Consider the following 26027-nt stretch of genomic DNA (forward strand, 5'->3'; position numbering starts at 1 on the left):
GACGATTCATGCTTTCTTCCGCATGCTTGGGCGATAAACACGTTTTTTCATTACCAGGACATGGGGAGATGTAGTCCGTGTCCACGAATGCAAGTAAGCGACGCCCGCTCTATATCGTCATGCGGGTACTTATTTTGGCGGTGTTGACGTATCTGGTTTGGTACGTCGCAGTGCCACGCGTCGAGATTGATTTCTCGAAAGAAGGCACAGGTGATTTGAGGTTTGTGCTGAATACGCAAAATGAGATCTTTCGCGGAAACCTTGCCCCCGGAGAGTCTACGGGCGGACCAGGGGATCTGTTTCCCGATGATGATTTTTTTATGGAATTTGATTGGCGTAATTCCGGGCAAAACCATTGCATCAAGATCACCCCGAAATGGCCCACGACTAAAATTCATATCGGGAGCAATGGCGAGGTTGACCGTAGCGCTGGCAGTGGCACTGATGTCGATCAGCTGGAGCCCTGCGCACCTTGAAGGAGAAAACCTTCGTAAAGTAAAACCGGCTCAATGAGCCGGTTTTTTTATGCCTTCTGAAACATTGCATCAACGCAGTTAACTCTTCACCTCAACATGATCCAGCGCCTGATTCACCGCCAATTCACCCAGCATCACCAGTTGCGCAATGCCTATCGCGGTTCTGCGGTGGGCGGGGTCTAGGGTGGCGGCGAAGTTGTTGAGCATCTCGGATGCCGAGCCCAGTGATTCGCTGGCGTTGGCCAGCAGGGATTCGGTGTCGTAGGCCGGGTTGGCGAAGTACATCGGATCGGGCTGGTTGGTCGTGCCCATGACATGGGCGCCGGGGCAGAGGTAGTGATCGAGGGCGCGGTTGGCGGCGTCGTGGAGTTTTCTGCAGTCGATCGAGACGTACGGGGATGTTGGGTCGGTTTCGACTTCGGGGGGATTCGGGGTTGGCTTCTTCATAATGGCTTCTTTCTAGTCGATAGGTGGAGCTGACCTACTCGGTTCCAATCGAAGAGGTGGCAGCTGTACACGAGTTGGAACCCGGGCGAAAAAAGCCAAAAGCCCGACAGACTCGAAGTCTCTCGCGCACAGCCGCCATAACAGTGTGCACACCATGAAGGCAGGCAAGCATACGTCATGAAAGCTGCTTTTGCTTTTTTGGGAAGTCGCCGGGGTTCCAATCCCGATCGCCGATTCATCAGCGACCCTCACAGGCTAGAGCCCGCACTTCCGACGGACAACCTGAAAACCTTGTGGGAAGGTTCAGTAAACAGGGCTAACGCTTTAAACATCCTGAATCGAAAAACCACATTTACAGATCCCCAACACTCCCCCGGTTCTCACACTCGCCACGACCCGCTAGCATTTCCCCATCGCCCACCACCCTCCCCCTGCGCGGCCATCGACGAATACGCGCCATCACGTTTCGAGGGATTCAAAACCGTGGCCTGCGAGCCACCCAAATCAAATTCAAAAGAGCATCAAATCCATGACCCAGAACATCTACGACGACCCCGAATTTTTCCAGGGCTACAGCCAGATGAACCGCTCCATCGGCGGCCTCGATGCCGCGCCGGAATGGCCTGCGCTGAAAGCCTTGTTGCCCTCCCTGCACGGTTTGCAGGTGGTGGATCTGGGCTGCGGCCACGGCTGGTTCTGCCGCTGGGCCAGCGAACACGGCGCTGCCCAAGTGCTGGGGCTGGATGTCTCGGAGAAAATGCTCGAGCGGGCGAAGGAAACCACCTCGGCCGCAAACATCCGCTACGAACGTGCCGACCTGGAACACCTCGACTTGCCTGCATGCACTTACGATCTGGCCTACAGCTCACTGGCCCTGCACTACATTAAGGATCTCTCGGGGCTGTTTACCAAGCTGCATGCGGCGCTTAAACCCGGTGCGCACTTTGTGTTTTCCATCGAGCACCCGATCTTCATGGCGCCGCGCCATCCGGGCTGGTTGATCGACAGCGAGGGCCACAAGCGCTGGCCGCTGGACAGTTATCAGATGGAAGGCGAGCGAGTTACGAACTGGCTGGCCGACGGTGTGATCAAGCAGCATCGTACGGTCGGCACGCTGCTTAACGCGCTGATCGACGCCGGATTCACGATTCAACACGTCAATGAATGGGGCCCGAGTGACGCGGAAGTGGCCGCACAACCGGCCCTCGCGGAAGAGCGTGAGCGACCGATGATGATGCTGGTCGCCGTAGAGCGCTGACCGCAAAAGAAAGGGCCGATCAAATCGGCCCTTTTTCGTATCAACGTGTGGCGACAATGAACAACCGTGGAAACGGCAACAGCACCGAACCATCCGCCAGCGCCGGATAGGCCTTGGCGACCTCCGCCAGATAGTGCGCCAGATACTCCGCCCGCTCCGCTTCCGTCAGCGGACTGAGAAACGGAATCAGACCGCTGCCCTTGAACCACTCGACAACGCCTGAAGCCCCGCCCGCCAACTGATGGTGATAGGTGGTGCGCCACACATCGACCCGCGCGCAATGCGGCCGCAGCATCGAGAAATAGGCACCGGCATCCGCCATCTCGGTCCGCTGCCCCGCCGCGCCCGCCAGTTTGCTGGCCCACGGCCCGTTGGCCGCCACTTCACGCATCAACCGATGGGACGGCTCGTTGAGGTTGTCCGGCATCTGAATCGCCAGGCTGCCGCCCTGCGCCAACTTGCCCGCCAGCGCCGGCAGCAACGTCGCGTGATCCGGCACCCACTGCAAAACGGCGTTGGCAAAGATCACATCGAATGGCCCCGCATCCGCCCATTTATCGATGTCCGCCACCGCGAACTGCAACTGCGGCAGACGCTTGCGCGCGGCATCGATCATGTCCGGCGAACTGTCGAGCCCCTGCACTTTCGCCCCCGGAAAACGCTCCACCAGAAGCTCGGTCGAGTTGCCGGGGCCACAACCGATATCGACCACTGAACGCGCCTCCCGCGTGGGAATCGCCGCCAGCAGGTCACGGGCCGGGCGGGTGCGTTCATCTTCAAAAGTGACGTATTGCTTGGCGGACCAGGTCATTGCGTTCTCCTGTCGTGGACGTTCTGGCGAAACGTGGAAAAGTGGCTGACGTCACGATACAGCGATCGTGTTTATCTGCCTTCCCCTACGTACGTCCGATATCGCCGGGAGCGCTGTCTTCACCATGCCCACAGGGACTCAGAAAACTGTAAGTAGAATTTTCCGCCCCCCTCCGATGTCTGAATTTCAAGCTCCCCCCACAAGGAACACAGCCATGAAATTCGCAAAGATCTCCCAGACGCTGGCGCTCTGGGCCGGCAGTCCCAAGACGTTTATGGGGGCGTTGATTCTGATCGGGCTCTGGGGGTTGAGCGGGCCGATTTTCGATTACAACGACACCTGGCAACTGATCATCAACACCTCGACCACGATTATCACGTTCCTGATGGTGTTCCTGATCCAGAACACCCAGAACCGCGACACCGACATCATTCATTTGAAACTTGATGAGTTGCTGCGGGTGAACAAGGAGGCGCAGAACGCGATGCTCGGGCTGGAGTCGCTGGATCTCAAGCAGCTGGAAGCGTTGCGTCGGCATTACCGGGCGATGGGCGAGAACGAGGTGTTTGACCTGGAAGGTCTGGGGGACAAGAGCAAGCCGAAGCAGGACCTGAATGAATGCTGACAGGCAAAAAAAAACGGCGCTAAAAAAGCGCCGTTTTCATTGCTGCCGATTCAGCGACTGGCCTGAAGGGCTCGGGCCATTTCCAGATGACTCTGCAGTTTTGGCAGGGTCTCGTCGGCAAACGCCTTGATCTCCGGCACGTCGGTGGTCTGAGCCTCCTGCTGGATCTGTTCGATGGCTTCTTCGGTGGCTTTGACTTGGCTGGCAGCGTAGGCCTGATCGAAGCTGGCGCCCTCTTTGACCTCCGGCATCAATGTCTTGGCCTTGTCGGCGACTTCTTCGCGAGGCGCCACCGGCAGGTCCAGTTTCTTGGCGATTTTCGCCAGATGCTGATTGGCGGTGGTGCGGTCGTTGATGACCTGGATGGTGTAGTCCTTGACCTCTTTGGACTCGGCCTTGCTGTGTGCCAGACGACTGGCCTCGATGTCGGCCATGCCTTTGGCCGAGGCTTCGTTGATGAAGTCGGCGGGCGACTGGGCAAACGCGCTGCTGGCGAACAACCCCAACAGGCTGACAAAACTGATGTGGCGTACTCGGGTGGCCATCCGGCTCATGGTCGCGCCCTCCTTCTGTGCAGATTCAAGCGGGAGCTTGCGCCCCCGCCTCTCAATCAAAACAACCTTCGCCGACTACTTCGATTTCTGAGCAGGCTTGCGGCCCATGTCGGTTTTAGGCTCTTTGTCGACAGTCGTGGTGGTGGTTTTCCCACCTTTGCGACCGGCTTCAGACGCCTTCGTTCGATCGTTGGCGAAGTTTCCCGAGTTCGAGTTTCTTGAGTTAGGCATGATTCTCTACCTCTTGGCATTGATCGTAAGCGAGCAGGTGCCCGCCTAGATTGAGAATTTCCTGACTGCCAAAGGTTTAGAAAAGTTGCCGTCGCCGCGACGAACGGTGACCCGCCGATCAGCTGTCCAGCCTTTTATGATTCTGCCGTTTGGCGGCGTACATCACCTGGTCGGCGTGACGAAACAGTTGCTGTTCCTCATCACCATGCTCGGGATAACGGGCCACGCCGATACTCGGTTCGATGTGCAGGTTGTGCCCGTCCAGGCGCATGGGTTGCACCAGTACCTGTCGGATTTTTTCCGCGACACTGTCGGCATCGTCGGCGGCGTGGACGCTGTGCAACAGCACCACGAACTCGTCGCCGCCGATCCGCGCCACGGTGTCGGTCTCGCGCACGCAGCCCTTGAGCCGGTTGGCCACCGCCTGCAACAGCATGTCGCCGACCCCATGGCCAAAGGTGTCGTTGACCTGTTTGAAACGATCCAGATCGACGTACAGTAGCGCCATGTGCCCGGACTGTTCCCGCGCATGGTTCAGCGCAGCCTTTAGCCGATCACGCAGCAGTTCGCGGTTGGGCAACTGGGTCAGTTGATCGTATTGCGCCATGCGTCGAAGACGGGCGTGCAGTTGCTGGCGTTCGATGGCCGTGGCGACCTGGGCGCAGACGTATTGCAGCAGTTCCTTGTCGCGTTCGGTGTAGCGCTCGCCACCGGCCAGGCTTTTGACGATCAGCGCGCCGATGGTGCGGTCTTTCGAACTCAGCGGCACGCCCAGCCAGCACGGCGATTGCTGGCCGGCCACCAGCGCGGCGAACTCCGGCGGCGCGTGAGGGCAATCCGGGGTCAGAAGGATTGGCTGGCGGCTGCGGATCACTTCCGCACACAGGCGCCCGGTGACGGTGCCGGGTTGTTCCGGTTGCAACTCGTCATCGTCGACGTGATAGGGAAAATTCAGCTGCGCGCAATGTTCGTCGTACAGCGCCACGGAGAAGTTCAGCGCCGGCAGCCACTCGCCGATGATCAGGTGAATGCGCTTGAACAGCGCCAGCAGATCCTCCGCCGCGTGCGCCGCTTCGGAGATCGCGTACAACGCCGCCTGACGGGATTCGGCGAGTTTGCGTTCGGTGATGTCCCGGGCCACGGCGATGCGCAGTTGATCGACTTCCGACCAGCGCGCCGACCACAGGATGTGCACGACGCTGCCGTCTTTGCGCACGTAGCGGTTTTCGAAATTGTGCTTCGGTTCGCCGCCCATGATGTCGCTCGCGGCGGCCAGGGTGCGCTCACGGTCGGCCGGGTAGACGTAATCGATCATCGACTGACCGATCAGTTCGTCAGGCGTGTAGCCGAGAATCCGCTCGCAGGCCGCACTGACAAAAACGAAGCGACCTTGCTTGTCGACCGCGCAAACGGCATCCAGCAGCAGATCGATGTAACTCGCCAACGGCGCGGAATTTCGGCTTTCCATGGTTCAGCGTGGGTGTCCGGGCAATGCAGCACTGTTCAACCATCCATGACCTCGACCTCGCATCCCTGCGACTGTTTTCAAGCCTTGTTCGGTATCAGCCCTGGCAGCGCATGCACCAGCGCGTTGATGGCAAAACCGATGAACATGATCCCGCACAACCGGGTGATCGCCAGTTCATGACGCTGGTACAACGTACGCACCTGGCGCGCCCCGACGATGCCAATGAGGATAGCGTAGGCGAGCAATCCGCCGAGGAAACTCAAGGCGATCAGCATCGGCAGCATCGACCAGTTGAGCAGTTCGGCGCGGCTCGACAGCAACGCAGTGAAGGTCGCCACCGCCACCGGGTAGGCCTTGGGGTTGGTCAGGCCGAACAGAATGCCGTGCCAGAACGGCTGACGCGCCGCGCCCTGGGGCTGCTCGCCGTTACTGCGTTTGGCCCGCACTGCACGCCAGCCGAGCCAGAACAGGTACAGGCCGCTGAGCACACCGAGCACATCGAAAGCGGTGCTGCCGATTTCCCGGGCGCCGACAATCGCGATCAATGCCGTGCTGCACCAGATCACGTCGCCCAGCAAATGCCCACACAGGAATTCCGCCCCGGCCCGCCGCCCACGTGCGGCGCCGATGCCGAACACCGCCAGCACACCCGGCCCCGGCGTGATGCCGTAGATGAAACCCGAGGCCAGCACGGCCATTAGCAACGATGGAGTCATGGAAAACCTGCAAGTCCCGGAAAACGTGGCCGCCAGTCTATCCCAGCGTTTGGCGAATGTTCACGGCTCGTTGAAAAAACCCATGCCCGCGTAGGGCTTTTGCCGACACGCGGCCAGTCGCGAGGCCAGATCGCCGACGTGGGCTTCGAGCTTGTGACCGTCCGGGTCGAGAAAGTAGAACGACGCGCCTTCGCTGCGGTTGTCGCGCCATTCCTGCACGTTGGCGGCGCGAAGCAGTTGCACGAACAGCGGGAAATCCGCCGCGCCAATGCTGAAGGCGTAGTGGGTGTAGTCGGCGGCGGGCTCGGGATGGCGCTTCGGATCGAGGGACAGGCACAACCACAGGCCCGGGAGCGACAGGTAGGCACCGGCGTCCCAGGTGGCCTCGACTCGCAGCTTCAGCACGTCGCGGTAGAACGCGAGGCTGCGGTCCAGGTCGGTGACGGCGAGGGTCAGGTGGTTGAGGCCGGTGAGCATCGAGTCAGTAACCTCTAAGGTCTTCGGGGATGAGGTATTGCTTGCCGTCGTAGGTCAGGGTGATTTGGGTTTTCTTCAGGTCGGTGGTTTTGGAAACGCACTCTTTGCCTGACTGGGTCGAGGTGTACACCACACCACTTGAGGAGACGATCAGATCAGCGAACCCGTTATGGCTGGACGAGCCGATTTCCACGGTCCTGAGGATTTTCGTGTCCTTGGTTTCGCACTCCCCGCTACCCTCGCCAAATTCTTTCCGAATGACCAGACCTTCCAGCACCGGTCGCAACTTGCTGCCTTCGCGCACATACAGCGCCAGATCGGTTTTCGCGTAGGGGTTGGCTCTTGAGAGACGGTCGGCGAAATCCGAACGCAGGCCAAAGGCACGAACGTCCGACGCCAGACGGTATCGCGCGGTATCGATCTTCAAGTCATCGAAGCGGATCGCGTCGGAGTTATAGGCTCCAGGCTTGACGTAATTCGCCAAAGGCTTGGCATTCGCGGCGTTGAGGAGCGACAACTCAAGATCGAAAACGCCGTCGTGATCACCTTCGGAGTCGGACACGAAGGTAGATTTTGCCGAGATCGCCTTGTCCGGGAAGGCCGGCCACACTTTGCAGCGTGACAGGGAGTGACCGTCGAATTTCTTGATCTCACAGGCGGCGTGGGCCTGAGTGGTTACGGCCAGGAAGCCTAGGACGATGAGAAGTCGGGTTGGGGTAAACATTGTTCTTCCTTGAAATAAGTCGCGTTGGCTCTGTATCACTCGATGGCTTTGAAACCTTTAGGCAAGACGTAGGATTTTCCGTCGTAGTGAAGGGTTGTCAGCACAGGTTTACCGGTTGTGGTTTTCTCATCACAAGCGTCTGGATCGCCTTTGCCAACAGTACCCGTAGTCACCGATTTGACGATCAAGTCGGCGTAACCATGAGAACTGGTCTTTCCAATCTCGATCGTGCGCAGGGTGCTCGCACGTTCTCCCGAACAATTTCCATCCCACTCTCCGTTGTAGCCATACACCACAAGCCGATCCAGTACGGGGCGTAACGTGTTGCCCTCTTTCACGTAAAGGGACAGCGAAGTCTCATCCATGGGATTGACGCGGGAGGAGCCTTTGAAGACAACCCGAACACCAAAGGCCCGAATTTCAGGGGTCAATTTGTAGCGCGCGGTATCGAATTCCACACTGGCCAGCGCGAAGGCATCGGACTGGAATGCAGAAGGCTTGTGATAGGTGGCCAGAGGCTCCGGACCCTCGACCGAGCCAACAGAGAGAGCAAGATCGTAACTGCCGACATCACCGGTTTTGCCATAAACCGGATCCGGCGCAAATTTAGCGACAGCCTTGAGCGTCAAGCCAGGATAAGCGGGCCACGCCTTGCACACTGAAAAGTCCCGCGCGCCCGTCACCGGCGCAGGCACACAATCAGCCAACACCTGCCCCGCCATCAACGCCCCACACAGCGCCACCCAACCAACGACCCCAGACTTCACTGTCACGCCCCGCTCCTTGATGTTTGTCAGCCGCGCACTATCCCCTGCTCAATCCGCCGATTCAACCAGTTCAACGCCTGATCCCCGCCCCGCCGCTTGTGCCACGCCGAGACAAACGTGAACGGTGCAATTTCAAACGGCGGCGGCAAGACGATCAGCGATTGGTCATCCACCTCGTTCAACGCCCGCGAAGCCACGGTCAGGATCAGATCCGTGCCGCTGATGAACCGCGGCGCAACGCTCCAGTGCGGCAGGCTGATGGCGACGCGGCGGCGTTCACGCAGCGCGGTCAGGGTGCGTTCGATTTCCGGGGTGCCGCTGCCGCGCATTTCCAGCAAGACATGGGGACGGGAGAGATAGGTTGGCAAGTCGAGAACACCTCCGGCGGGAAGGCTCTGACGATCCAGGAGGCAGACGTAGCGCTCTTCGAACAACGGCGTGCTGCGCAGTTCGCCGGGCAGTTCGGGGAGTACGCCAGCGGCGAGGTCGATGTCGCCGTTGAGCAGGCCTTCGACCATGCCTTCGCGGCTGGCGTGGCTGATTTGCAGGTCGATGCCCGGTGCTTCTGCGCGCAAGGTGCGAATCAGCCCGGGCAGGATGAGCGCCGCGCCGTAGTCCGACATCGCGAGGCGAAAGGTCCGACGGGCGCTGGTCGGATCAAAGGTGTTCGGCGCCAGCAGCGATTGCACCTGGGCCAGGGTTTCCGTCAGCGGCGCCGCCAGCTCCAACGCCCGCGCGGTGGGGACCAACCCCGAACCGGCCCGCACCAGCAGCGGATCGTCGAGCAAGTCACGCAGACGCGCCAACGCATGGCTGACCGCCGGTTGACTCAGGTGCAGACGCTCGGCAGCGCGGGTCACGTGTTGCTCGGTGAGCAAGGCGTCGAGGATCACCAGCAGATTGAGGTCGATGCGGCGCAAATCATTCATTCGATGCATGTTCCGGATACCAAAACAGAATTTAAATCTGCTCGACGAATACCCTAGAGTCCAGCAAAACCTTTGCCGGAGAACGATCATGGGAACGATGCAGTGGGTCGGATGGCTGCTGTTGGCGGTATTCGCCGGGGCGGTGGTGCCGTTTCAGAGTGCGATCAACATCAATCTGGCGCGGGGGTTGGGGCATCCGCTGTGGGCGACGTTCACCTCGCTGGTGGTGAGCGTGCTGGTGTTATTGCCGGTGATTGTCGCCCTGCGCCTGCCGTTGCCGTCACTGGCCCTCGCCAGCAAGCTGCCGCTGTGGATGTGGACCGGCGGCGCGTTCGGGGTGTGCTTCGTCGCATTGGCGGTGGTGTTGCTGCCGAAGCTGGGGGCTTCGGGATTTCTGGCGCTGGCCCTGGCCGGGCAAATGATCACGTCAATCGTGCTGGATCACTTCGGCCTGTTCGGGCTGGTAGAGAAACATCTGACGTTGCCGCGCCTGTTCGGCGCGCTGTTGTTGATGGCGGGAGTGGTGCTGATCCAGTTTGGTGACTCGGCCGCCAGGTCCTTGGCACCGGCGGGCTGATCGTTCGCGTGATCGGAACGACCAGCCCGAATACTCAGTACTTGTCGAGTGTGCGCAATTTCTGCGGCAGCCCCCACAGCAGCAACGCCGCCGCGATCAGTGCCGCCACACCGATGACATACAGTGCCGGTGTGGTACTGCCGGTCAGGTCCTTGATTCGGCCGACCATCACTGGACTGACGATGCCGCCGAACTGCCCCAGTGTATTGATCACCGCAATCCCGCCCGCCGCACCGGCCCCGGCACCCGCCAGCAGTTTCGGTGGCAAGGTCCAGAAGCTCGGAATCGACGCGATGATCCCGGCGCCCAACAAGCCAAGAGCGACGATCAAAAACGTGGTGTGGCTGGCAAAAATCCCCGCGCTGAAAAAGCCGATGGCGCCGACGATCACCAGCCCCGCAACAAACTTGCGCCGCTCACCGGTAGCATCGGACAGACGACCGATCACCACCATGCTGATCGCACCACAAATGTAAGGGATCGAGGTCAGCAGGCCGATCATCACCGGGCTTTCGGTGCCGGCACTGCGGATCAGTTGCGGAGCCCAGAAGTTCAGGCCGTAGGACGCGACCTGGATCAGGAAGTAGATCAGCCCCAAAGTCAGGAAACCCGGAATCTTCAGCGCCGCCAGCAACGAGCCGCCGCTCTTGTGCGGTTCGTGATGGGCGATGCGGCTGGCCAGCAGTTTTTTCTCTTCCGGCGTCAGCCAGTGAGCGTCCTCGATGCGGTCCTTGAGCAAGGTCAGTACCAAAAACCCGAGGCCGACACAGGGCACGCCACCGAGCAGAAACAACCAGTGCCAGCCGCGCATCTGCAACACGCCATCAAGGTGTTCCAGCACCAGTCCGGAGAACGGCGCACCGACCAGCCCGGCAAACGCCGAGGCCAGAAACAGCATTGAGGTGATGCGGCCACGGAAGTGCTGCGGGAACCACAGCGTCAGGTAATACAGCACGCCGGGGGCGAAACCGGCCTCCATCGCGCCGATCAGAAAGCGCAGCACGTAGAACTGCCATTCGCTGTTGACGAACACCATCAGCGCCGTCGCCACGCCCCAGGACATCATGATCCGGGCGATCCAGCGCCGCGCGCCAACCTTGTACAGCATCATGTTGCTCGGTACTTCGAACAGCACGTAACCGACCACGAACAGCCCGGCACCGAGACCGTAAGCGGTGTCGCTCAGGCTCAGGTCGGCCTGCAACTGGAACTTGGCGAAACTGATGTTGATGCGGTCGAAGAACGCGAACAGGTAGCAGACCATGATCAACGGCATCAGGCGCCAGGCGACCTTGCTGACCAGGGCTTTTTCGGCATCGTGATCGACGGACGAGCTTGCGCCCGCCTCCATTACATTGAGGCTCATAGTTTTTTCTCCAGGCGGACTGCCGGTGGGCGTCCGATTGTTTTTGTTGTCTGGTTGGGGGTAAGTCAGTGAGCGTGTGACATCAGGTGGGCATCGGGTGCAGATCGCAATTGCGTCCGGCCTTGGCCAGTTGCCCCGGCACGTCGTGGCCCAGCAGCGCTGGCAAGCCACGGGATAGTTTCAGCAGCAACGGCAGATCGATGCCGGTGTGAATGCCGACTTCATCGCAGAGGTTGACCAGGTCTTCGGTGCAGATGTTGCCCGATGCGCCGGGCGCGAACGGACAGCCGCCGAGCCCGCCCAGCGCCGCGTCGAAACGCCGGGCGCCCGCTTCGTAAGCTGCCAGCACGTTGCACAATCCCAGGCCTCGGGTGTTGTGAAAGTGCAGAGTCAGATCCGCCGCCGAAACCCGCTGCAACACCCGCCGCACCAGTCGGTCGACCTGTCGCGGATTGGCCATGCCGGTGGTGTCGGCCAGGGAGATGCCCTGAATGCCGAGCTGTTGATAGGCCTCGACGATTTGCAGCACGCGGTCTTCGTCGATCCCGCCCTCGAACGGGCAACCAAACGTCGTCGCGATGCTGCCGTTGAGCCGCACGCCCGAGCCGCTGGCGAAAGTCACGATCTCGCCAAACGTCGCCAGCGAGGCTTCGCAACGCATGCGCATGTTCGCCAGGTTGTGGGTCTGGCTGGCGGACATCACCAGGTTCAGTTCATCGGCGCCAGCCTCCAGTGCCCGTTGCGCACCCTTGAGGTTGGGAATCAGTGCGACATAAATCACCCCCGGCTGACGCTGGATGCCCTTGAACACCTGCTCGCCATCGCGCAGGGCCGGGATCGCTTTCGGCGAGACAAACGAGCCGGCTTCGATGCGGCTGAATCCTGCCCGGGACAGTTGATCGATCAGGGCGATCTTGTCTTCGGTCTCGACCCAGGTCGGTTCGATTTGCAAGCCGTCCCGGGGCGAGACTTCCTGGACGATCAGGGTCTGCGAGTAATCGCTGATCATTGCACCACCCCCTGGTTTTTCAGGCGTTCGATGTCAGAAGCGGTCAGGCCGAGACCGGCGAGGATGCCATCGGTGTGCTGACCGAGGCCGGGGCCCGACCAGTTCACACCACCGGGGGTTTCCGAGAGTTTGGGCACGATGCCCGGCATCTTCACGGTCGCCCCGCCGGGCAACGCGGCGTCAAGCAACATGTCCCGGGCCTGATAGTGCGGATCGGCAACGATGTCGGCCACCGAATAGATGCGGCCGGCCGGCACTTCGGCGGCTTCCAGCGCCGCCAGTACGTCATTGATCGGCAGGCTGCTCGTCCAGTGGGTGATGGCAGCGTCGAGCAGACCGCTCTTTGCGGCACGACCGTCGTTGTGGGCGAATTCTTCGGCTTCGGCCAGATCATCCCGACCGATCACCTGCATCAGGCGCTTGTAGATCGGGTCGCTGTTGCCGGCGATCACCACGTAGGCGCCGTCAGCCGTGAGGTAAGTATTGGAAGGTGCGATGCCCGGCAACGCGCCGCCGCTGCGTTCGCGGACATGGCCGAGCATGTCGTATTCCGGCACCAGGCTTTCCATGACGTTGAACACGCTTTCGGCCAGCGACACATCGACAACCTGCCCGCCGCCCTGCCCGGTCTTGACCCGCAGCAGCGACATCAGCGCGCCGATCACCGCGTGCAGCGAAGCCAGTGAGTCGCCGAGGCTGACTCCGACCCGCGCCGGCGGTGAACCGGGAGTGCCGGTGGTGTAGCGAATGCCCCCCATGGCCTCGCCGATCGCACCGAAACCGGGGCGGTCACGGTAGGGGCCGGTCTGGCCGTAGCCGGAAATGCGCACCAGGGTCAAGTTGGGGTTCAGGGCGTGCAGCACGTCCCAGCCCAGGCCGAGTTTTTCCAGGGCGCCGGGGCGCAGGTTTTCGATGATCACGTCGGCATCGCGCGCCAGTTGCTTGACCAGCTCGATGCCTTCGGCGGATTTCAGATTGAGCGCCAAGGATTTCTTGTTGCGCGATTGCAGGTACCACCACAGCGACGTTCCTTCGTGCAGCTTGCGCCATTTGCGCAGCGGGTCGCCCTGACCCATGGCTTCGATCTTGATCACTTCGGCGCCGAATTCGGCAAGCATCCGCGCGGCAAACGGCGCAGCGATCAGGGTGCCGATTTCGATCACTTTGATCGCACTCAAAGGGGCAGTCATCGCGGGGTACCTCTTGTTCTTGGAATTGCGGCCAAGGCTAGAGGAACGTCATGGCTGCGATCCAGCCGTCACTCGGCAACGGCCGTTCGCCAAACGCGAACGCTCAGCTGGCTGCGCGCAAATGCTCGAACAGGATCCGGCTCACCGGCGACAGCCCGGCCTCGTCACGTACCACCACGAGCAAGTCACGATCCGACCAGCCATCGGTCAGCGGCACCGCCTGCAGCCCCAGCGCCCGACCGAACAACTCATAAGCCCGCTGCGGCAGGATGCCGATGCCCATGTTGGCCTGCACCATCCGGCACACAGCATCGAAGCCCGGCACATGAATGCGGATGCGCAACACCTTGCCGGCCTGACGCGCGGCAGCGTGGGTGCGCATATTGATCGAACTGGCGGCGTGCAGACCGACGTAATCGCTGTCGAGGGTTTCACCGAACGCCACGGATTCGCGCACCGCCAACGGATGCTCGGGCAGCATCACCACCACCAGTTTGTCCCGGCGATAGCGCACGCTGTGCAGGCCTTTGATGTCGCTGTCGCTGGAACAGATGCCCAGATCCGCCACGCCATCGAGCACGCCCTGAACCACGCCGGCGCTGGGCCGCTCTTCCAGATCGGTCTTGACCTGCGGCTGTTGCGCTGTGAAATCGCGCAGGTCCTCGGGGAGAAACTGAATGATCGCCGACAGGTTCGCCAGCATCCGTACATAGCCACGCACACCGTGGCTGTGCTCGCCCAGTTCAAGGCCCATTTTCTCGACGTTGAACAACATCTGCCGGGCGTGGTGCAACAGGGTTTCGCCGGCCGGGGTCAGGGTCATGCCCTTGGCCTGACGCACGAACAGGCTGATGCCCAGCGCTTCCTCCAGCTCCATCAAGCGCTTGCTCGCCGCCGACACGGCAATCGCCTCGCGGGACGCGGCACGGGTCAGCGTGCCTTCCTCGTGGACGGCGACGAACAGTTGCAGGGTGATCAGGTCGAGGCGGCGGATCAGGCTTTTTTGCAGCATGGCAAGCTCGATAACGTGGGTTCGTTGATCCCGGCAGGATAGCCGGGTTGCGCCCCGTGCAGACACTCAATTGCCTTGTATTCAACACTGGCATTGCCTTACAGGAAAAATTCCAGAAACACACAGCACTACCGGACGTAGCCGATGCTGGCCTGACGTATCATTCGCCTGGTTTTTTGCTGACCGACAGTGAACATCTCTGCCCCCCACGGACGACTCATGAACCCCAGCCTCATTCTGCTCATCACCTGTTCCACCGTGTTCCTCGCCCAGTTGGGCATGAGCATTTACCTGCCGGCGCTGCCACAGATCGCCAAGCATTTACAGGTCGATGCAACACAGGTGGCCTGGGGCTTGTCGCTGTACCTGATCGGCATGGCGCTGCCGATGCTGCTGTGGGGCAGTCTGGCGCAGCGCATCGGCCGCAAACCGGTGCTGCTCGCGGCGCTGGGGATTTATGGGCTGGCGAACCTGGCGTTGCCGCTGGGTGCGACGCTGGAATCGTTCCTGTTGCTGCGACTGCTTCAGGGGATCGGCGCCAGCGGCATTTCGGTGATGGCGCGGGTGCTGATTCGAGACAGCTTTCGGGGGGATCTGCTGGCGAAGGCGTTGTCGTGGATTTCGATTTCGTTCGTTGTCGCGCTCGGGATCGGGCAATACGCCGGTTCGCTCATTCAGGTGACGCTGGGCTGGCAGGCGATCTTTTATCTGCTGGGCGCGGTCAGCCTGTTGATGGCCGCGATAGTCTCGCGCCTGAGTTTCCCGAAACTCGTCGAAGCGCCCACAACCGCTTCGCCCTGGGAGGTCTATCGAACGATCCTGATCCATCGGGCGTTTCTGCTGCCGGCGCTTGCGGGCGGTCTGGGTTATGGCGTGATCATCGCGTTCAACAGCGCTGCGCCGTTGATTCTGCAAGGCCCGTTCAACTGGTCGGCGACCGCATATGGGTTGCTGGGCTGGCCGATCAGCGCCGCATATTTCCTGGGGGCGCTGGCGGTCAATCGCTTTGTGCTGCGTACCGGTCAGCACCGGCTGATGACACTGGGGGTCAGCCTGGTGATGGCCGGCACTGGCGTGATGCTGGCCGGCAGTCTGTTGGCCAGCTCGATGGCCTGGCTGCTCTGGCTGCCTTACTGCGTCGCCGTGTTCGGCCAGTCGCTGAACTATCCGATCAGCCTGTCACGGGCCAACGATGGTGCGCCGATTGCCGGCGCTTACGCGATGGCCCTGAGCGGTTTCATCCACCAATTGATGGCTGCACTGATCGGCGCGGTGGCCAGCCTGCTCGCCAGTCCGCAGGCATGGCCGCTATCGATGCTGTGCTGCGTTCTGGCATTTGGCGCGGTGCTCTGCACGAGGTTAACGCCCGATCATCAGCCCGCTTAAAACGCGCTGCGGAAAATCTCCTCGATCTGCCGCTGATCCGCCACTCGCGGATTGGTGAAGCCGCAGGCGTCTTTCAGGGCGTTGGCGGCGAGCACCGGGATGTCGGTGCACTTGGCGCCGAGATCACGCAGGCCACCGGGAATCTCCACGTCCCTGGCCAGGCAACGGATCGCGGCAATCGCGGCCTGCGCGCCCTCCTCCGGGCTGAAGCCACGAATGTCGGCGCCCATGGCGTGGGCCACATCGGTCAGGCGACCGGCACAGACCTGTGCGTTGAACGTCTGCACATGGGGCAGCAGCACCGCGTTGCAAACACCGTGGGGCAAGTCATAGAAACCGCCCAACTGGTGCGCCATCGCATGCACGTAACCGAGGGAGGCATTGTTGAACGCCATGCCGGCGAGGAACTGCGCATACGCCATGTTTTCCCGCGCCGCCAGGTCGCTGCCGTCGCGCACGACCAGGCGCAGGTTGTTGCTGATCAGGGTCATGGCCTTGAGCGCGCAGGCGTCGGTGATCGGGTTGGCGGCGGTGGAAACGTAGGCTTCGATTGCATGGGTCAGTGCGTCCATGCCGGTGGCGGCGGTCAGGCCTTTCGGCATGGCGACCATCAGCGCCGGGTCGTTGACCGACAGCAGCGGCGTGACGTTGCGGTCGACGATGGCCATTTTCACGTGGCGGGTTTCGTCGGTGATGATGCAGAAGCGGGTCATTTCGCTGGCGGTGCCGGCGGTGGTGTTGATGGCGATCAGCGGCAGTTGCGGCTTGGTCGATTGATCGACACCTTCGTAGTCACGGATCTGCCCGCCGTTGGTCGCGCACAGGGCGATGCCCTTGGCGCAGTCGTGGGGCGAACCGCCGCCGAGGGACACCACGAAATCGCAGCGACTCTCCTTGAGCAGCGCCAGTCCTGACTCAACGTTGGCGATGCTCGGATTGGGTTTGGCGCCGTCGAAGACCACCGAATCGATGTCCTGCATCGCCAGTTTCTCGGCAATCATCGTCGCCACGCCGGCCTTGGCCAGCCCGGCATCGGTGACGATCAGCGCCTTGCGAAAACCGTAGTTGCGGATCGCATTCATGGCTTCATCGAGGCAGCCGCTGCCCATGATGTTTACCGCGGGAATGAAAAAGGTGCTGCTCATGGCGCGTCTCCTGGCTGGGGCCGAATCGATGCTTGCAATTCGGCGGGTGCGCAAAGGATCGACCGATCGGTCACGGCGGATGTTGATCTGGCTCAATGCCCGCTCGTGATAAAGTCGCCGTCCATCTGCCCCTTTGTTTTGAGACGTGCCCTGCAATGACCGATTTTCTGGATGTCGACGCCACCCTCGAAGACTGGACCGCGTTGCGCGCCACCACCGACTTCAGTGGCCTGCTGCTGGGCAACGGCGCCAGTCGTGCGGTGTGGGACGATTTCGGCTACGACTCGCTGTTCGAAAACGCCCGTACGGTGGAAGAAAAACCGTTAAGCCCGTCGGAGCTGAGCGTGTTCGATGCGCTGCAGACGCGCAGTTTCGAGCAGGTGCTCGGCGCGCTGAAAACCACCAGTCGGGTCAACAAGGCGCTGGCCGTCAGCTCGGCCGCGCCGCGCAACCGCTACTACGCGATCAAGGAAGCGCTGATCAACACCGTGCACGCGGTACACATCCCGTGGCGGCTGATCGAAGCCTCAACCCTGACGACCCTGAACAGCGAACTGGCGCGTTATCGCACGGTGTTCACCACCAATTACGACCTGCTCAATTACTGGGCCCTGCAACATCAGGGCGAGGTCATCGACGACCTGTTCAACGGCCCCGATGCCAGTTTCGATCTGTGCGAAAGCCACACTGGAAAACCGCGTCTGCTGTACCTGCATGGTGGTCTGCATCTGGTGCGCAATCAGGACGGCACCGCGCGCAAACTGACAGCGACCGAGGGCACGCTGCTCGGCAGTTTCGCGATCAACAACACGATCAAGACGCTCGATGATGTGCCGCTGTTCGTCAACGAAGGGCCGAGCGCCGACAAGCTCAAGACCATCCGCAGTTCCGATTATCTGTCGTTCTGCTACGACCAGTTACTCGAACACGGCGACAACCTGTGCATCTTCGGCCACGCCCTCGGCGAACAGGACAGCCACCTCGTGCGCGCCCTGCGTCTGGCGAAACCGAAGACCGTGGCGATCTCGATCTACCCGCGCAGCGCGGCGTTCATCCAGCACCAGAAGCGCCACTACGCGAAGCTGTTCGAGGGCACGGGCGTCGAGTTGCGGTTCTTTGATTCCAAGAGCCATGCGCTGGGCCATCCGAAGCTGTCGGTACCGGTCGAGATCTGATCACTCCTCGCTGCTGTGCACCACCACCAGCAACTGCGCCTGCACTTCGCCCACTGAGCGGATGCGATGCGGCTTCTGCGCATTGAAGTGCAGCGCATCGCCCCGCTCCAGCAGCACCCGTTCGTTCACGAAGTCGACTTCGACCCGGCCCTCGTGGACGAACAGAAACTCCTCGCCCAAATGTTCCTTGAAGGTTTTGTCGGTGAATTCGCTCGGCGGATAAATGATGAACGGCAGCAGGCTGCGTTCGCTGACCTGATGGGCCAGCACCGCGTAGCCAGGGCTGTGGTCGTTGGCCGCCAGCGACTGGCGTTCGTGGCTGCGCACCAGGCTGTAGCCGTCGAGGCTGACGTTGTCTTCGGAGAACAGCTCCTCGACTTTCACGTTCAGCGCCTTGGCCAGTTTCAGCGCGGCGGCAATCGACGGTGTGTTCAACCCGCGCTCGACCTTCGACAGATAACTCTTGGTCATGCCGGATTTCTCGGCCAGTGCCTCAAGGGTTACGCCAAGTTTTTTTCTCAATAATTTCAAACGGATAGACATGCGAAGCGATTAATCCAGCAAAGGAAAGACGATTTGTCCTTGCCAATGACACAAAGTGTCATATAGCCTCATAAGTGTCATCCATGGCAACCACCACAGGACACGGATATGGCGAAGACATTAGCACTACCCAAAGACGAACTGGTCAAGCAAGCGCTGACCCAGATGCAAAAAACCCTGGCGGATAATACGTGGACGGACCGGCAAAAGCTGGCGCTGACCTGCCGGATCCTGTTCGAGAACGGCCACGATTCGGGCCTCGCCGGGCAGATCACCGCCCGTGGCCCGCAGCCAGGCACTTACTACACTCAGCAACTGGGGCTGGGTTTCGATGAAATCACCGCGAGCAATCTGCTGCTGGTCAACGAAGACCTGGAAGTGCTCGAAGGCCACGGCATGGCCAACCCGGCCAACCGTTTCCACAGCTGGGTGTACCGCGCCCGGCCGGACGTGAACTGCATCATTCACACTCACCCAACGCACATTGCCGCGCTGTCGATGCTGGAAGTGCCGCTGCAGATTTCCCACATGGACCTGTGCCCGCTGTACGACGATTGTGCGTTCCTCGAAGGCTGGCCGGGTGTGCCGGTGGGTAACGAAGAAGGCGAACTGATTGCCGGGGCGTTGGGCGACAAGCGGGCGATCCTGCTTTCCCACCACGGACAGCTGTCCACCGGGACGACCATCGAGGAAGCCTGTGTCATCGCGCAATTGATCGAGCGCGCCGCCAAGCTGCAATTGCTGGCGATGGCCGCCGGGACGATCAAGCCGATCATTCCCGAGCTGGGTCGCGAGGCGCATGACTGGGTGTCGAAACCGAAACGCCACGCCGCGGCCTTCAACTACTACGCCCGGCAGAACCTGCGTCAGCACGCCGATTGCCTGAACTGAACACCTCATCCTTGCGGAGCACTCTCATGTCCAACATTCACGGCATCATCGGCTACACCATCACCCCGTTCGGCGCCAACGGCGAAGGCGTTGACCTGCCGGCCCTCGGCCGCTCCATCGACCGTCTGATCGCCGGCGGCGTCCACGCCATTGCGCCACTGGGCAGCACCGGCGAAGGCGCCTACCTGAGCGATGCGGAGTGGGATCAGGTCGCCGAGTTCAGCATCAAGCACGTGGCCAAACGCGTGCCGACCGTGGTCAGCGTGTCCGACCTGACCACCGCCAAAGCGGTACGCCGCGCACGCTTTGCCGAAGCCCATGGCGCCGACGTGGTGATGGTGTTGCCGACGTCCTACTGGAAGCTCACCGAAGCGGAAATCCTCGCCCACTACCGCGCCATCGGCGACAGCATCGGCGTGCCGATCATGCTCTACAACAACCCGGCCACCAGCGGCACCGACATGTCGGTGGAGCTGATCCTGCGCATCGTCAACGGCGTGGAGAACGTGACCATGGTCAAGGAGAGCACCGGCGACATCCAGCGCATGCACAAGTTGCAACTGCTCGGCGAAGGCCGGGTGCCGTTCTACAACGGTTGCAACCCGCTGGCGCTGGAGGCGTTCGCCGCCGGGGCCAAGGGTTGGTGCACGGCAGCGCCGAACCTGATCCCGCAGCTCAACCTGGATTTGTACGAAGCCACACTGGCGGGGGATCTCGGCAAGGCGCGGGAGCTGTTCTACCGCCAGTTGCCGCTGCTGGACTTCATCCTCAAGGGCGGCTTGCCGGCGACGATCAAGGCCGGTCTGCGACTGACCGGTCTGGAAGTCGGCGATCCGCGTTTGCCGGTGTTCCCGCTGGCTGAGGCCGGGCGTACGCAATTGCAGGCCTTGCTGAACACCTTGCGCTGAACGAAAAAAATCCCGCCCGGTTCACCCCGGGCGGGATTTTTTGTGGCCGTCGATCAGAGGCTGGCGGCGCGTTTCATGGCTTCGCGGTGGAACGGCTGATCCTTGAGAATCTGCGCGATGAACGTGTCACTGATCAAGCGCATGTGTTCGAACTGACCGCCCGAGGCGTTGAATGCGCCGCGCCAGGATTCGGTGTGGTTCTTCACGGTGTAGACGCCCAGTATCTGCTTGCCATGGCTGAGGCTGAACACCACCGTGCTGTCGAAACTCACCGGCACCGGCACCAGAAACAGAGTGAAGGCGCTCAGAAGCATCTGCGGCTGAATCCCGCCGACATCGCTGTTAGCGACCACCAGTACGTTGTAGCCGTCTTCGCTGCGACCGGCCTTCACTTCTTCAAAGGTGCCACGCCGACGCAATTCGTCACGCAGCATCCAGCTTGGCATGCCGATCACACTGACGTTGATGGCCGGCAATTGCTGGCTGCTGTAATCGACATCCGGCGCTTTCAGCGAATGAGTGGCCTGGCAACCGCCGAGCAGCAGAAGCAAACCCAGAAGCAGACGTTTGATGAGCATCAGAATTTCCCCGAGAGCATGGCTTTGTAGACGGAGGCGCTGGTGCCGTTCTCTTCGCGAATGAACGGAGTGGCGGTGTACAGGTTCGGCATGTCCAGACGTTGCAGACCGGGCACTTGCGGATACCCGGCGCGGACCAGCGCGGCGTCGCGTTCGAGGTGATCGCTGTGCAGGAACAGGCAGGTGCTGTCGCTGGGGGACACGCAGCCGGCGCGGAAGTCACCGATGTAATAAGCCTTGCCCGCCTCGAGCTGCATGCCGATGGTGAAGTCTTCACGGCTCCAGGACACCGATCTGCCGCGATCGAATCGCACGTTGTAGATCTCGTAGCGTCCGGGTTTGAGCGGCATCACGAACAGCGTGCCGATACCACGGCCGGTCTCGCGCACGTCCCGTGCCGTGCGGGCATAGAACTCGTTGTGCAGGCGCGCACTGGCGAACTCGTCGCTGCCATGCTTGCGGATCAGCAGCATCTGTTCCTGGGCCGCATAGGCCGCTTTCGGCCAGATGCCAACCACACCCACCAGATACGCCGTGCCGGAATCGGCACTCGGTGCGAGTTCATCATCGATTTTTGTAGGAGACAGGCTATAGCAGCCGCTCAAGCCGAGCAGCAGGGTCAGGACAGCGAAAAAGCGGATCATTGGCAGGAAAACTCTGGCAGCGGTTGTTCAAAAAATCCGCGAAAGAGTCATCTCGGCGCCCCTTCCATGGATTGGCGGCGGAGGATAAGCGAAATGATGGCACATAGCCAGAATTCAGTCGCCAAAGATTTGGCGACCGAATGTCACGTGGGGAGGTCAAAGCACCGGCAGGGTTTTGTCCTTGATCACCTTGGACGGCCCGTTGGCCTTGACGCTGGCGATGCCTTTGGCACACGCCGCATCCGATGAATAGGACTCGCTGCTGCCGATGATCTGATGATTGGCCGCCTTGAGGTTGAAGTACGGATGGCCGTCCTTCGTCGACTTTTTCTCGTAGCGTTCGTCCAGCGGGCTGTTGGTCTGCACCGAGGCGATGCCGTTTTCGGCGGCCGTGCGGGTGGTGTACAGCTCGCTGGTCAGAATGGTTTCGGCATTCGCCGCTTTCAGCACGAACTTGTACTGGCCGTTGCTGCTTTTGCTCAACTCATACCATCCGGACATGGTGTTTCTCCTTATCGATGTGTCACAGGGTGATTTTGGTTCCAAGCAAACCGAGGAAACCGGCCAGCCATTTCGGGTGCGCCGGCCAGGCGGGCGCGGTGGCCAGGTTGCCCTGGACATGGCCGTCCGTGACCGGGATGTCGATGTAGGTGCCGCCGGCCAAGCGCACTTCCGGGGCACAGGCCGGATAAGCACTGCACTCGCGACCTTCGAGAATCCCCGCCGCCGCCAGCAGTTGCGCGCCATGACAGACGGCCGCAATCGGCTTGCCGGCCTTGTCGAAGGCGCGCACCAGTTCCAGGACTTTTTCGTTCAGCCGCAGGTATTCCGGCGCACGCCCACCGGGCACCAGCAAGGCGTCGTAATCCTTGGCATCGACCTTGGCGAAATCGAAGTTCAGGGCGAACTGGTGACCGGGTTTCTCGCTGTAGGTCTGATCGCCTTCAAAGTCATGGATCGCGGTGCGCACGGTCTTGCCGGCGGCCTTGTCCGGGCACACGGCATGCACGGTGTGACCGACCATTTGCAGGGCCTGGAACGGCACCATCACTTCGTAGTCTTCGACGTAATCGCCGACCAGCATCAGAATCTTTTTCGCGGCCATGGGCAGGGCTCCTCGGGTGAATACGCAGGAATATTCACAGTAGCCCAAGGACCGCGATGGCGTTCGCAAACTGTATGGATAACTCTGCGCTCAGCTGTAACAGCCCGACTGCCGTGGTTTGTGGCTAGATGAAGGCACCTCCCTGCCACCTTTGAATCGGTTTGCCCTCATGTCTTCGCGCGAAAACACCGGCATGGCCCTCGGCCTGCTCGGCGTGGTGATTTTCAGCCTTACCCTGCCCTTCACCCGCATCGTGGTGCAGGAACTGCATCCGCTGCTCAACGGCCTCGGCCGCGCCTTGTTTGCGGCGATTCCGGCAGCAGCGCTGTTGATGTGGCGACGGGAAAAGTGGCCGACCTGGCAGCAGGTCAAAGGTCTGAGTCTGGTGATTGCCGGGGTGATTCTCGGTTTCCCGGTGTTGTCGGCGTGGGCCATGCAGACCTTGCCGGCGTCCCACGGTGCGCTGGTCAACGGTTTGCAGCCGCTGTGCGTGGCGCTGTACGCCGCATGGTTGTCCCATGAGCGTCCGTCGAAAGCCTTCTGGGCCTGCGCCGCGCTGGGCAGTGCGCTGGTACTGGGTTATGCGTTGTACACCGGCGCCGGCAGCATTCAGGCCGGTGATTTGCTGATGCTGGGTGCGATTGCGGTGGGCGGTCTGGGTTACGCCGAAGGCGGGCGTCTGGCCCGGGAGATGGGCGGCTGGCAGGTGATCTGCTGGGCGCTGGTGCTGTCGACGCCGTTGCTGATCGGCCCGGTGCTGTATCTGGCTTTCCAGCATCAGGGCGCGGTGTCGGCGAAAACCTGGTGGGCCTTCGGCTACGTCGCGCTGTTTTCGCAGTTCCTGGGTTTCTTCGCCTGGTACGCCGGGCTGGCCATGGGTGGCATTGCCCGGGTCAGTCAGATCCAGCTGTTGCAGATCTTCTTCACCATCGCGTTCTCCGCATTGTTCTTCGGCGAACACGTAGAGCCGATCACCTGGCTGTTCGCCTGCGGGGTGATCGCGACGGTGATGCTCGGGCGCAAGACCGCGGTGCGCCCGGCTCAACCGGGCACGTTACCGGCCGGGGTTCAGCTCAAGCCTTGAGCTTCAGCAGGCCGTCAGCGAGCAGCAGGGTTTCGAGGCAGTGCTCGCTGATCTGGTAGAACGCCTTGAGCTCTTGAATCTTCACCAGCAGCTGAGTCGGGTCCACCGGCTCGGCGCGCTTCACGGCGAGGATCATCTTGTTCTTGTTGGTGTGGTCCAGCGAGATGAACTCGAACACCTTGGTCTCGTAACCGCAGGCTTCGAGGAATAGCGCACGCAGGCTGTCGGTAACCATTTCCGCCTGCTGGCCCAGGTGCAGGCCATATTGCAACATCGGCTTGAGCAGCGCCGGGCTCTGGATCTGCAAGCGGATCTGTTTGTGGCAGCACGGCGAACACATGATGATTGAGGCGCCGGAACGAATACCGGTGTGGATCGCATAGTCGGTGGCGATGTCGCAGGCATGCAGAGCGATCATCACGTCCAGCTCACTCGGCGCCACGCTGCGCACATCGCCGCATTTGAACACCAGCCCCGGGTGTTCCAGTTTCGCGGCAGCGGTGTTGCACAGGTTGACCATCTCTTCACGCAGCTCGACGCCGGTGACTTCGCCCTCGGCCTTCAGGGTGTTGCGCAAATAGTCATGAATGGCGAACGTCAGGTAACCCTTGCCTGAACCGAAATCCGCCACCCGCACCGGTTTGTCCAGGGCCAGCGGCGACGAGGTCAGCGCGTGGCTGAAGACTTCGATGAATTTGTTGATCTGCTTCCACTTGCGCGACATCGCCGGGATCAGCTCGTGCTGGGCATTGGTCACGCCCAGATCCTTGAGGAACGGCCGGTTCAGATCGAGATAGCGGTTCTTCTCGCGGTTGTGCTCGGCGGAAGGCACTTCACGCAATTGCTGAGGTTTGCTCATGAACAGCGAGCTCTTGCCCTTTTTGCTGTATTCGAGCTGGGCTTCGTCCGTCAGCGCCAGCAAATGCGCATTCTTGAACGCCGCCGGCAACAGCCCGGCAATCGTCGTGACTGCTTCGTCCAATGGCAGGTTCTTGGTGATGTCGCGGGTCTTGTAGCGATAAACGAACGACAGGCACGGCTGCGCCTTGACCGTCACCGGCTTGATGATGATCCGCTGCAGGTCCGCTTCTTCGCCGACGTATTTGGCCAGCACCAGTTTGATAAAGCCGTTCTGTTCGAGGCTGGTTTGCAGCAGCTCGATGAACCGGGCGTGGTGATCGGGCGCCGGTTTGGCAGATGCGGAAGGAGCGGTAACGGACATGGGAAAAAGCGGCCTCGGACGGGCAAATCGGGAATGGACGCTAGTTTAGGGGGGATGGCGTTCGAGGGCACGGCTAATTTCCCGAACGGCTTATCCCAACACCACCAAGCGATTGGGCAACTCATTCCTCACCTGCGTCACCGGCACATGCACCTTGAGTAACTCGCCGCACGCCTCGATACACGTGACAAACCCCTGCAACGTCTGCCCCTGCCGTACCTGCTCGGTAAACGCCGCGACAATCGAGTCCCAGCTCTTGTTATCCAGCTTTCTGGAAATCCCTTCGTCCACCAGAATCTCCACATACCGCTCCGCCTCGCAGACAAAAATCAGCATGCCGGTGCTGCCCACCGTGTGGTGCAGGTTCTGTTCGAGAAACTGCCGGCGGGCCAGGTTCGAGGCGCGCCAGTGGCGGACGTGGCGCGGGATCAGATGAGTGGTGACCTTTGGCAGACGAAACACCAGGCACAGCACGACAAAACTGACCCACTGCACCAGCAACAGGCTGTGCATCGTCAGCCAGCCGGTCAGGTAATGCACGATCCCCGGCACCACCAGCGCCAGCAGGCTGGCCCACAGCAGCGGGATGTACGCGTAGTCGTCGGCACGGGCCGCGAGCACCGTCACCAGTTCGGCGTCGGTGTCGCGCTCGACCCGGGCGATGGCCTCGGCGACCTTGCGTTGTTCGTGTTCAGTCAGTAATGCCATG

At 61.2% G+C, this 26027-nt stretch carries 31 protein-coding genes; 9 read left to right on the top strand and 22 right to left on the bottom strand.

Features of this window, described 5'->3' with window-relative positions; genetic code table 11:
- Positions 1–77 precede the first annotated feature (77 nt).
- Entirely contained in the window at positions 78–476 is a 399-nt protein-coding gene (locus JKA62_RS05395) for a hypothetical protein (RefSeq protein ID WP_238383026.1), read from the top strand.
- Positions 477–554: 78 nt separating this feature from the next.
- Here JKA62_RS05395 and JKA62_RS05400 read toward each other — a convergent pair whose 3' ends face one another.
- Positions 555–923 carry a DUF6124 family protein gene (locus JKA62_RS05400; protein WP_201816683.1) on the bottom strand — a complete coding sequence of 123 codons (369 nt, stop codon included), beginning with the start codon at positions 921–923 and terminating at the stop codon, positions 555–557.
- Between the two features lie 529 nt (positions 924–1452).
- Here JKA62_RS05400 and JKA62_RS05405 point away from each other — a divergent pair.
- On the top strand, positions 1453–2181 hold the full coding sequence (locus JKA62_RS05405) for a class I SAM-dependent methyltransferase (RefSeq protein ID WP_201816685.1): 729 nt from the start codon (positions 1453–1455) through the stop codon (positions 2179–2181).
- 40 nt (positions 2182–2221) lie between these two features.
- On the opposite strand, the gene tam is transcribed toward JKA62_RS05405, so the two are convergent.
- Complete coding sequence (gene tam / locus JKA62_RS05410; RefSeq protein WP_201816687.1) at positions 2222–2992, bottom strand: trans-aconitate 2-methyltransferase; 771 nt, start codon at positions 2990–2992, stop codon at positions 2222–2224.
- Positions 2993–3206: 214 nt separating this feature from the next.
- On the opposite strand from tam, the gene JKA62_RS05415 reads away from it, so the two are divergent.
- Complete coding sequence (locus JKA62_RS05415) at positions 3207–3617, top strand: low affinity iron permease family protein (protein WP_201816689.1); 411 nt, start codon at positions 3207–3209, stop codon at positions 3615–3617.
- Positions 3618–3667: 50 nt separating this feature from the next.
- On the opposite strand, the gene JKA62_RS05420 is transcribed toward JKA62_RS05415, so the two are convergent.
- From JKA62_RS05420 to JKA62_RS05455, 8 genes are all read right to left on the bottom strand, one after another.
- Complete coding sequence (locus JKA62_RS05420; RefSeq protein ID WP_011332869.1) at positions 3668–4171, bottom strand: DUF4142 domain-containing protein; 504 nt, start codon at positions 4169–4171, stop codon at positions 3668–3670.
- Between the two features lie 75 nt (positions 4172–4246).
- Entirely contained in the window at positions 4247–4402 is a 156-nt protein-coding gene (locus tag JKA62_RS05425) for a KGG domain-containing protein (protein WP_077045875.1), read from the bottom strand.
- A gap of 118 nt (positions 4403–4520) precedes the next feature.
- On the bottom strand, positions 4521–5870 hold the full coding sequence (locus tag JKA62_RS05430; RefSeq protein ID WP_085655534.1) for a sensor domain-containing protein: 1350 nt from the start codon (positions 5868–5870) through the stop codon (positions 4521–4523).
- 77 nt (positions 5871–5947) lie between these two features.
- Positions 5948–6586 (bottom strand): LysE family translocator, encoded by a 639-nt coding sequence (locus tag JKA62_RS05435; RefSeq protein WP_201816691.1) that lies wholly within the window; start codon positions 6584–6586, stop codon positions 5948–5950.
- Between the two features lie 60 nt (positions 6587–6646).
- On the bottom strand, positions 6647–7063 hold the full coding sequence (gene fos, locus JKA62_RS05440) for a fosfomycin resistance glutathione transferase (RefSeq protein WP_201816703.1): 417 nt from the start codon (positions 7061–7063) through the stop codon (positions 6647–6649).
- 4 nt (positions 7064–7067) lie between these two features.
- Entirely contained in the window at positions 7068–7787 is a 720-nt protein-coding gene (locus JKA62_RS05445) for a hypothetical protein (protein ID WP_201816706.1), read from the bottom strand.
- Positions 7788–7822: 35 nt separating this feature from the next.
- The gene (locus JKA62_RS05450) at positions 7823–8560 is read right to left on the bottom strand and encodes a hypothetical protein (protein WP_201816709.1); all 738 of its coding nucleotides are present in this window, start codon (positions 8558–8560) and stop codon (positions 7823–7825) included.
- A 20-nt stretch (positions 8561–8580) separates the two neighbouring features.
- Positions 8581–9492 carry a LysR family transcriptional regulator gene (locus JKA62_RS05455; RefSeq protein WP_181457884.1) on the bottom strand — a complete coding sequence of 304 codons (912 nt, stop codon included), beginning with the start codon at positions 9490–9492 and terminating at the stop codon, positions 8581–8583.
- A gap of 79 nt (positions 9493–9571) precedes the next feature.
- On the opposite strand from JKA62_RS05455, the gene JKA62_RS05460 reads away from it, so the two are divergent.
- Positions 9572–10060, top strand: a complete 489-nt coding sequence (locus tag JKA62_RS05460) for a DMT family transporter (RefSeq protein WP_201816712.1) — start codon at positions 9572–9574, stop codon at positions 10058–10060.
- Positions 10061–10094: 34 nt separating this feature from the next.
- Here the strand turns inward: JKA62_RS05460 and JKA62_RS05465 are convergent, their stop codons facing one another.
- The 4 genes from JKA62_RS05465 to JKA62_RS05480 all read right to left on the bottom strand — a co-directional run bounded on the left by JKA62_RS05465 (position 10095) and on the right by JKA62_RS05480 (position 14637).
- Positions 10095–11426 carry an MFS transporter gene (locus tag JKA62_RS05465; protein ID WP_011332861.1) on the bottom strand — a complete coding sequence of 444 codons (1332 nt, stop codon included), beginning with the start codon at positions 11424–11426 and terminating at the stop codon, positions 10095–10097.
- Between the two features lie 82 nt (positions 11427–11508).
- Entirely contained in the window at positions 11509–12435 is a 927-nt protein-coding gene (locus tag JKA62_RS05470; RefSeq protein ID WP_201816714.1) for a hydroxymethylglutaryl-CoA lyase, read from the bottom strand.
- Positions 12432–13625: a CaiB/BaiF CoA transferase family protein gene (locus JKA62_RS05475; RefSeq protein WP_108559981.1), complete on the bottom strand. Its 1194-nt coding sequence runs from the start codon at positions 13623–13625 to the stop codon at positions 12432–12434. Before JKA62_RS05475 ends, JKA62_RS05470 begins: the two co-directional genes overlap by 4 nt.
- A 103-nt stretch (positions 13626–13728) precedes the next feature.
- Positions 13729–14637, bottom strand: a complete 909-nt coding sequence (locus JKA62_RS05480; protein ID WP_201816716.1) for a LysR family transcriptional regulator — start codon at positions 14635–14637, stop codon at positions 13729–13731.
- A 219-nt stretch (positions 14638–14856) separates the two neighbouring features.
- On the opposite strand from JKA62_RS05480, the gene JKA62_RS05485 reads away from it, so the two are divergent.
- The gene (locus JKA62_RS05485; RefSeq protein ID WP_011332857.1) at positions 14857–16023 is read left to right on the top strand and encodes an MFS transporter; all 1167 of its coding nucleotides are present in this window, start codon (positions 14857–14859) and stop codon (positions 16021–16023) included.
- On the opposite strand, the gene yiaY is transcribed toward JKA62_RS05485, so the two are convergent.
- Positions 16020–17168: an L-threonine dehydrogenase gene (gene yiaY, locus JKA62_RS05490; RefSeq protein ID WP_201816717.1), complete on the bottom strand. Its 1149-nt coding sequence runs from the start codon at positions 17166–17168 to the stop codon at positions 16020–16022. The two genes, JKA62_RS05485 and yiaY, sit on opposite strands and share 4 nt — an antisense overlap.
- A 155-nt stretch (positions 17169–17323) precedes the next feature.
- Here yiaY and JKA62_RS05495 point away from each other — a divergent pair, with 155 nt between their 5' ends.
- Positions 17324–18343 carry a DUF4917 family protein gene (locus JKA62_RS05495; protein ID WP_041475163.1) on the top strand — a complete coding sequence of 340 codons (1020 nt, stop codon included), beginning with the start codon at positions 17324–17326 and terminating at the stop codon, positions 18341–18343.
- On the opposite strand, the gene JKA62_RS05500 is transcribed toward JKA62_RS05495, so the two are convergent.
- The gene (locus tag JKA62_RS05500) at positions 18344–18886 is read right to left on the bottom strand and encodes a helix-turn-helix domain-containing protein (RefSeq protein WP_011332854.1); all 543 of its coding nucleotides are present in this window, start codon (positions 18884–18886) and stop codon (positions 18344–18346) included.
- 108 nt (positions 18887–18994) lie between these two features.
- Here JKA62_RS05500 and JKA62_RS05505 point away from each other — a divergent pair, with 108 nt between their 5' ends.
- Positions 18995–19777 carry an aldolase gene (locus JKA62_RS05505; protein ID WP_064594034.1) on the top strand — a complete coding sequence of 261 codons (783 nt, stop codon included), beginning with the start codon at positions 18995–18997 and terminating at the stop codon, positions 19775–19777.
- A 26-nt stretch (positions 19778–19803) separates the two neighbouring features.
- Complete coding sequence (locus JKA62_RS05510) at positions 19804–20685, top strand: dihydrodipicolinate synthase family protein (RefSeq protein ID WP_085666794.1); 882 nt, start codon at positions 19804–19806, stop codon at positions 20683–20685.
- 53 nt (positions 20686–20738) lie between these two features.
- Here JKA62_RS05510 and JKA62_RS05515 read toward each other — a convergent pair whose 3' ends face one another.
- The 4 genes from JKA62_RS05515 to JKA62_RS05530 all read right to left on the bottom strand — a co-directional run bounded on the left by JKA62_RS05515 (position 20739) and on the right by JKA62_RS05530 (position 23012).
- On the bottom strand, positions 20739–21263 hold the full coding sequence (locus JKA62_RS05515; RefSeq protein ID WP_011332851.1) for a hypothetical protein: 525 nt from the start codon (positions 21261–21263) through the stop codon (positions 20739–20741).
- Positions 21263–21907, bottom strand: a complete 645-nt coding sequence (locus tag JKA62_RS05520) for a hypothetical protein (protein WP_201816719.1) — start codon at positions 21905–21907, stop codon at positions 21263–21265. The genes JKA62_RS05515 and JKA62_RS05520 overlap by 1 nt, the downstream gene beginning before the upstream one ends.
- A gap of 156 nt (positions 21908–22063) precedes the next feature.
- On the bottom strand, positions 22064–22408 hold the full coding sequence (locus tag JKA62_RS05525; protein WP_201816721.1) for a YegP family protein: 345 nt from the start codon (positions 22406–22408) through the stop codon (positions 22064–22066).
- A 22-nt stretch (positions 22409–22430) separates the two neighbouring features.
- Positions 22431–23012, bottom strand: coding sequence for a DJ-1/PfpI family protein (locus JKA62_RS05530; RefSeq protein WP_007957909.1), 582 nt, complete (start codon positions 23010–23012; stop codon positions 22431–22433).
- A gap of 169 nt (positions 23013–23181) precedes the next feature.
- Between JKA62_RS05530 and JKA62_RS05535 the strand changes: the two genes are divergently transcribed.
- Complete coding sequence (locus JKA62_RS05535; RefSeq protein WP_201816725.1) at positions 23182–24096, top strand: DMT family transporter; 915 nt, start codon at positions 23182–23184, stop codon at positions 24094–24096.
- On the opposite strand, the gene JKA62_RS05540 is transcribed toward JKA62_RS05535, so the two are convergent.
- Together JKA62_RS05540 and JKA62_RS05545 are read right to left on the bottom strand one after the other, a co-directional pair.
- Positions 24086–25318 (bottom strand): class I SAM-dependent methyltransferase, encoded by a 1233-nt coding sequence (locus JKA62_RS05540; RefSeq protein WP_201816727.1) that lies wholly within the window; start codon positions 25316–25318, stop codon positions 24086–24088. The genes JKA62_RS05535 and JKA62_RS05540 overlap by 11 nt on opposite strands.
- Positions 25319–25408: 90 nt before the next feature.
- Positions 25409–26026 carry a TPM domain-containing protein gene (locus JKA62_RS05545; RefSeq protein ID WP_007957902.1) on the bottom strand — a complete coding sequence of 206 codons (618 nt, stop codon included), beginning with the start codon at positions 26024–26026 and terminating at the stop codon, positions 25409–25411.
- Between the last annotated feature and the right edge of the window lies 1 nt (position 26027).

This window comes from Pseudomonas sp. B7 (genome assembly GCF_016735645.1).
GTDB lineage: Bacteria > Pseudomonadota > Gammaproteobacteria > Pseudomonadales > Pseudomonadaceae > Aquipseudomonas > Aquipseudomonas glycinae.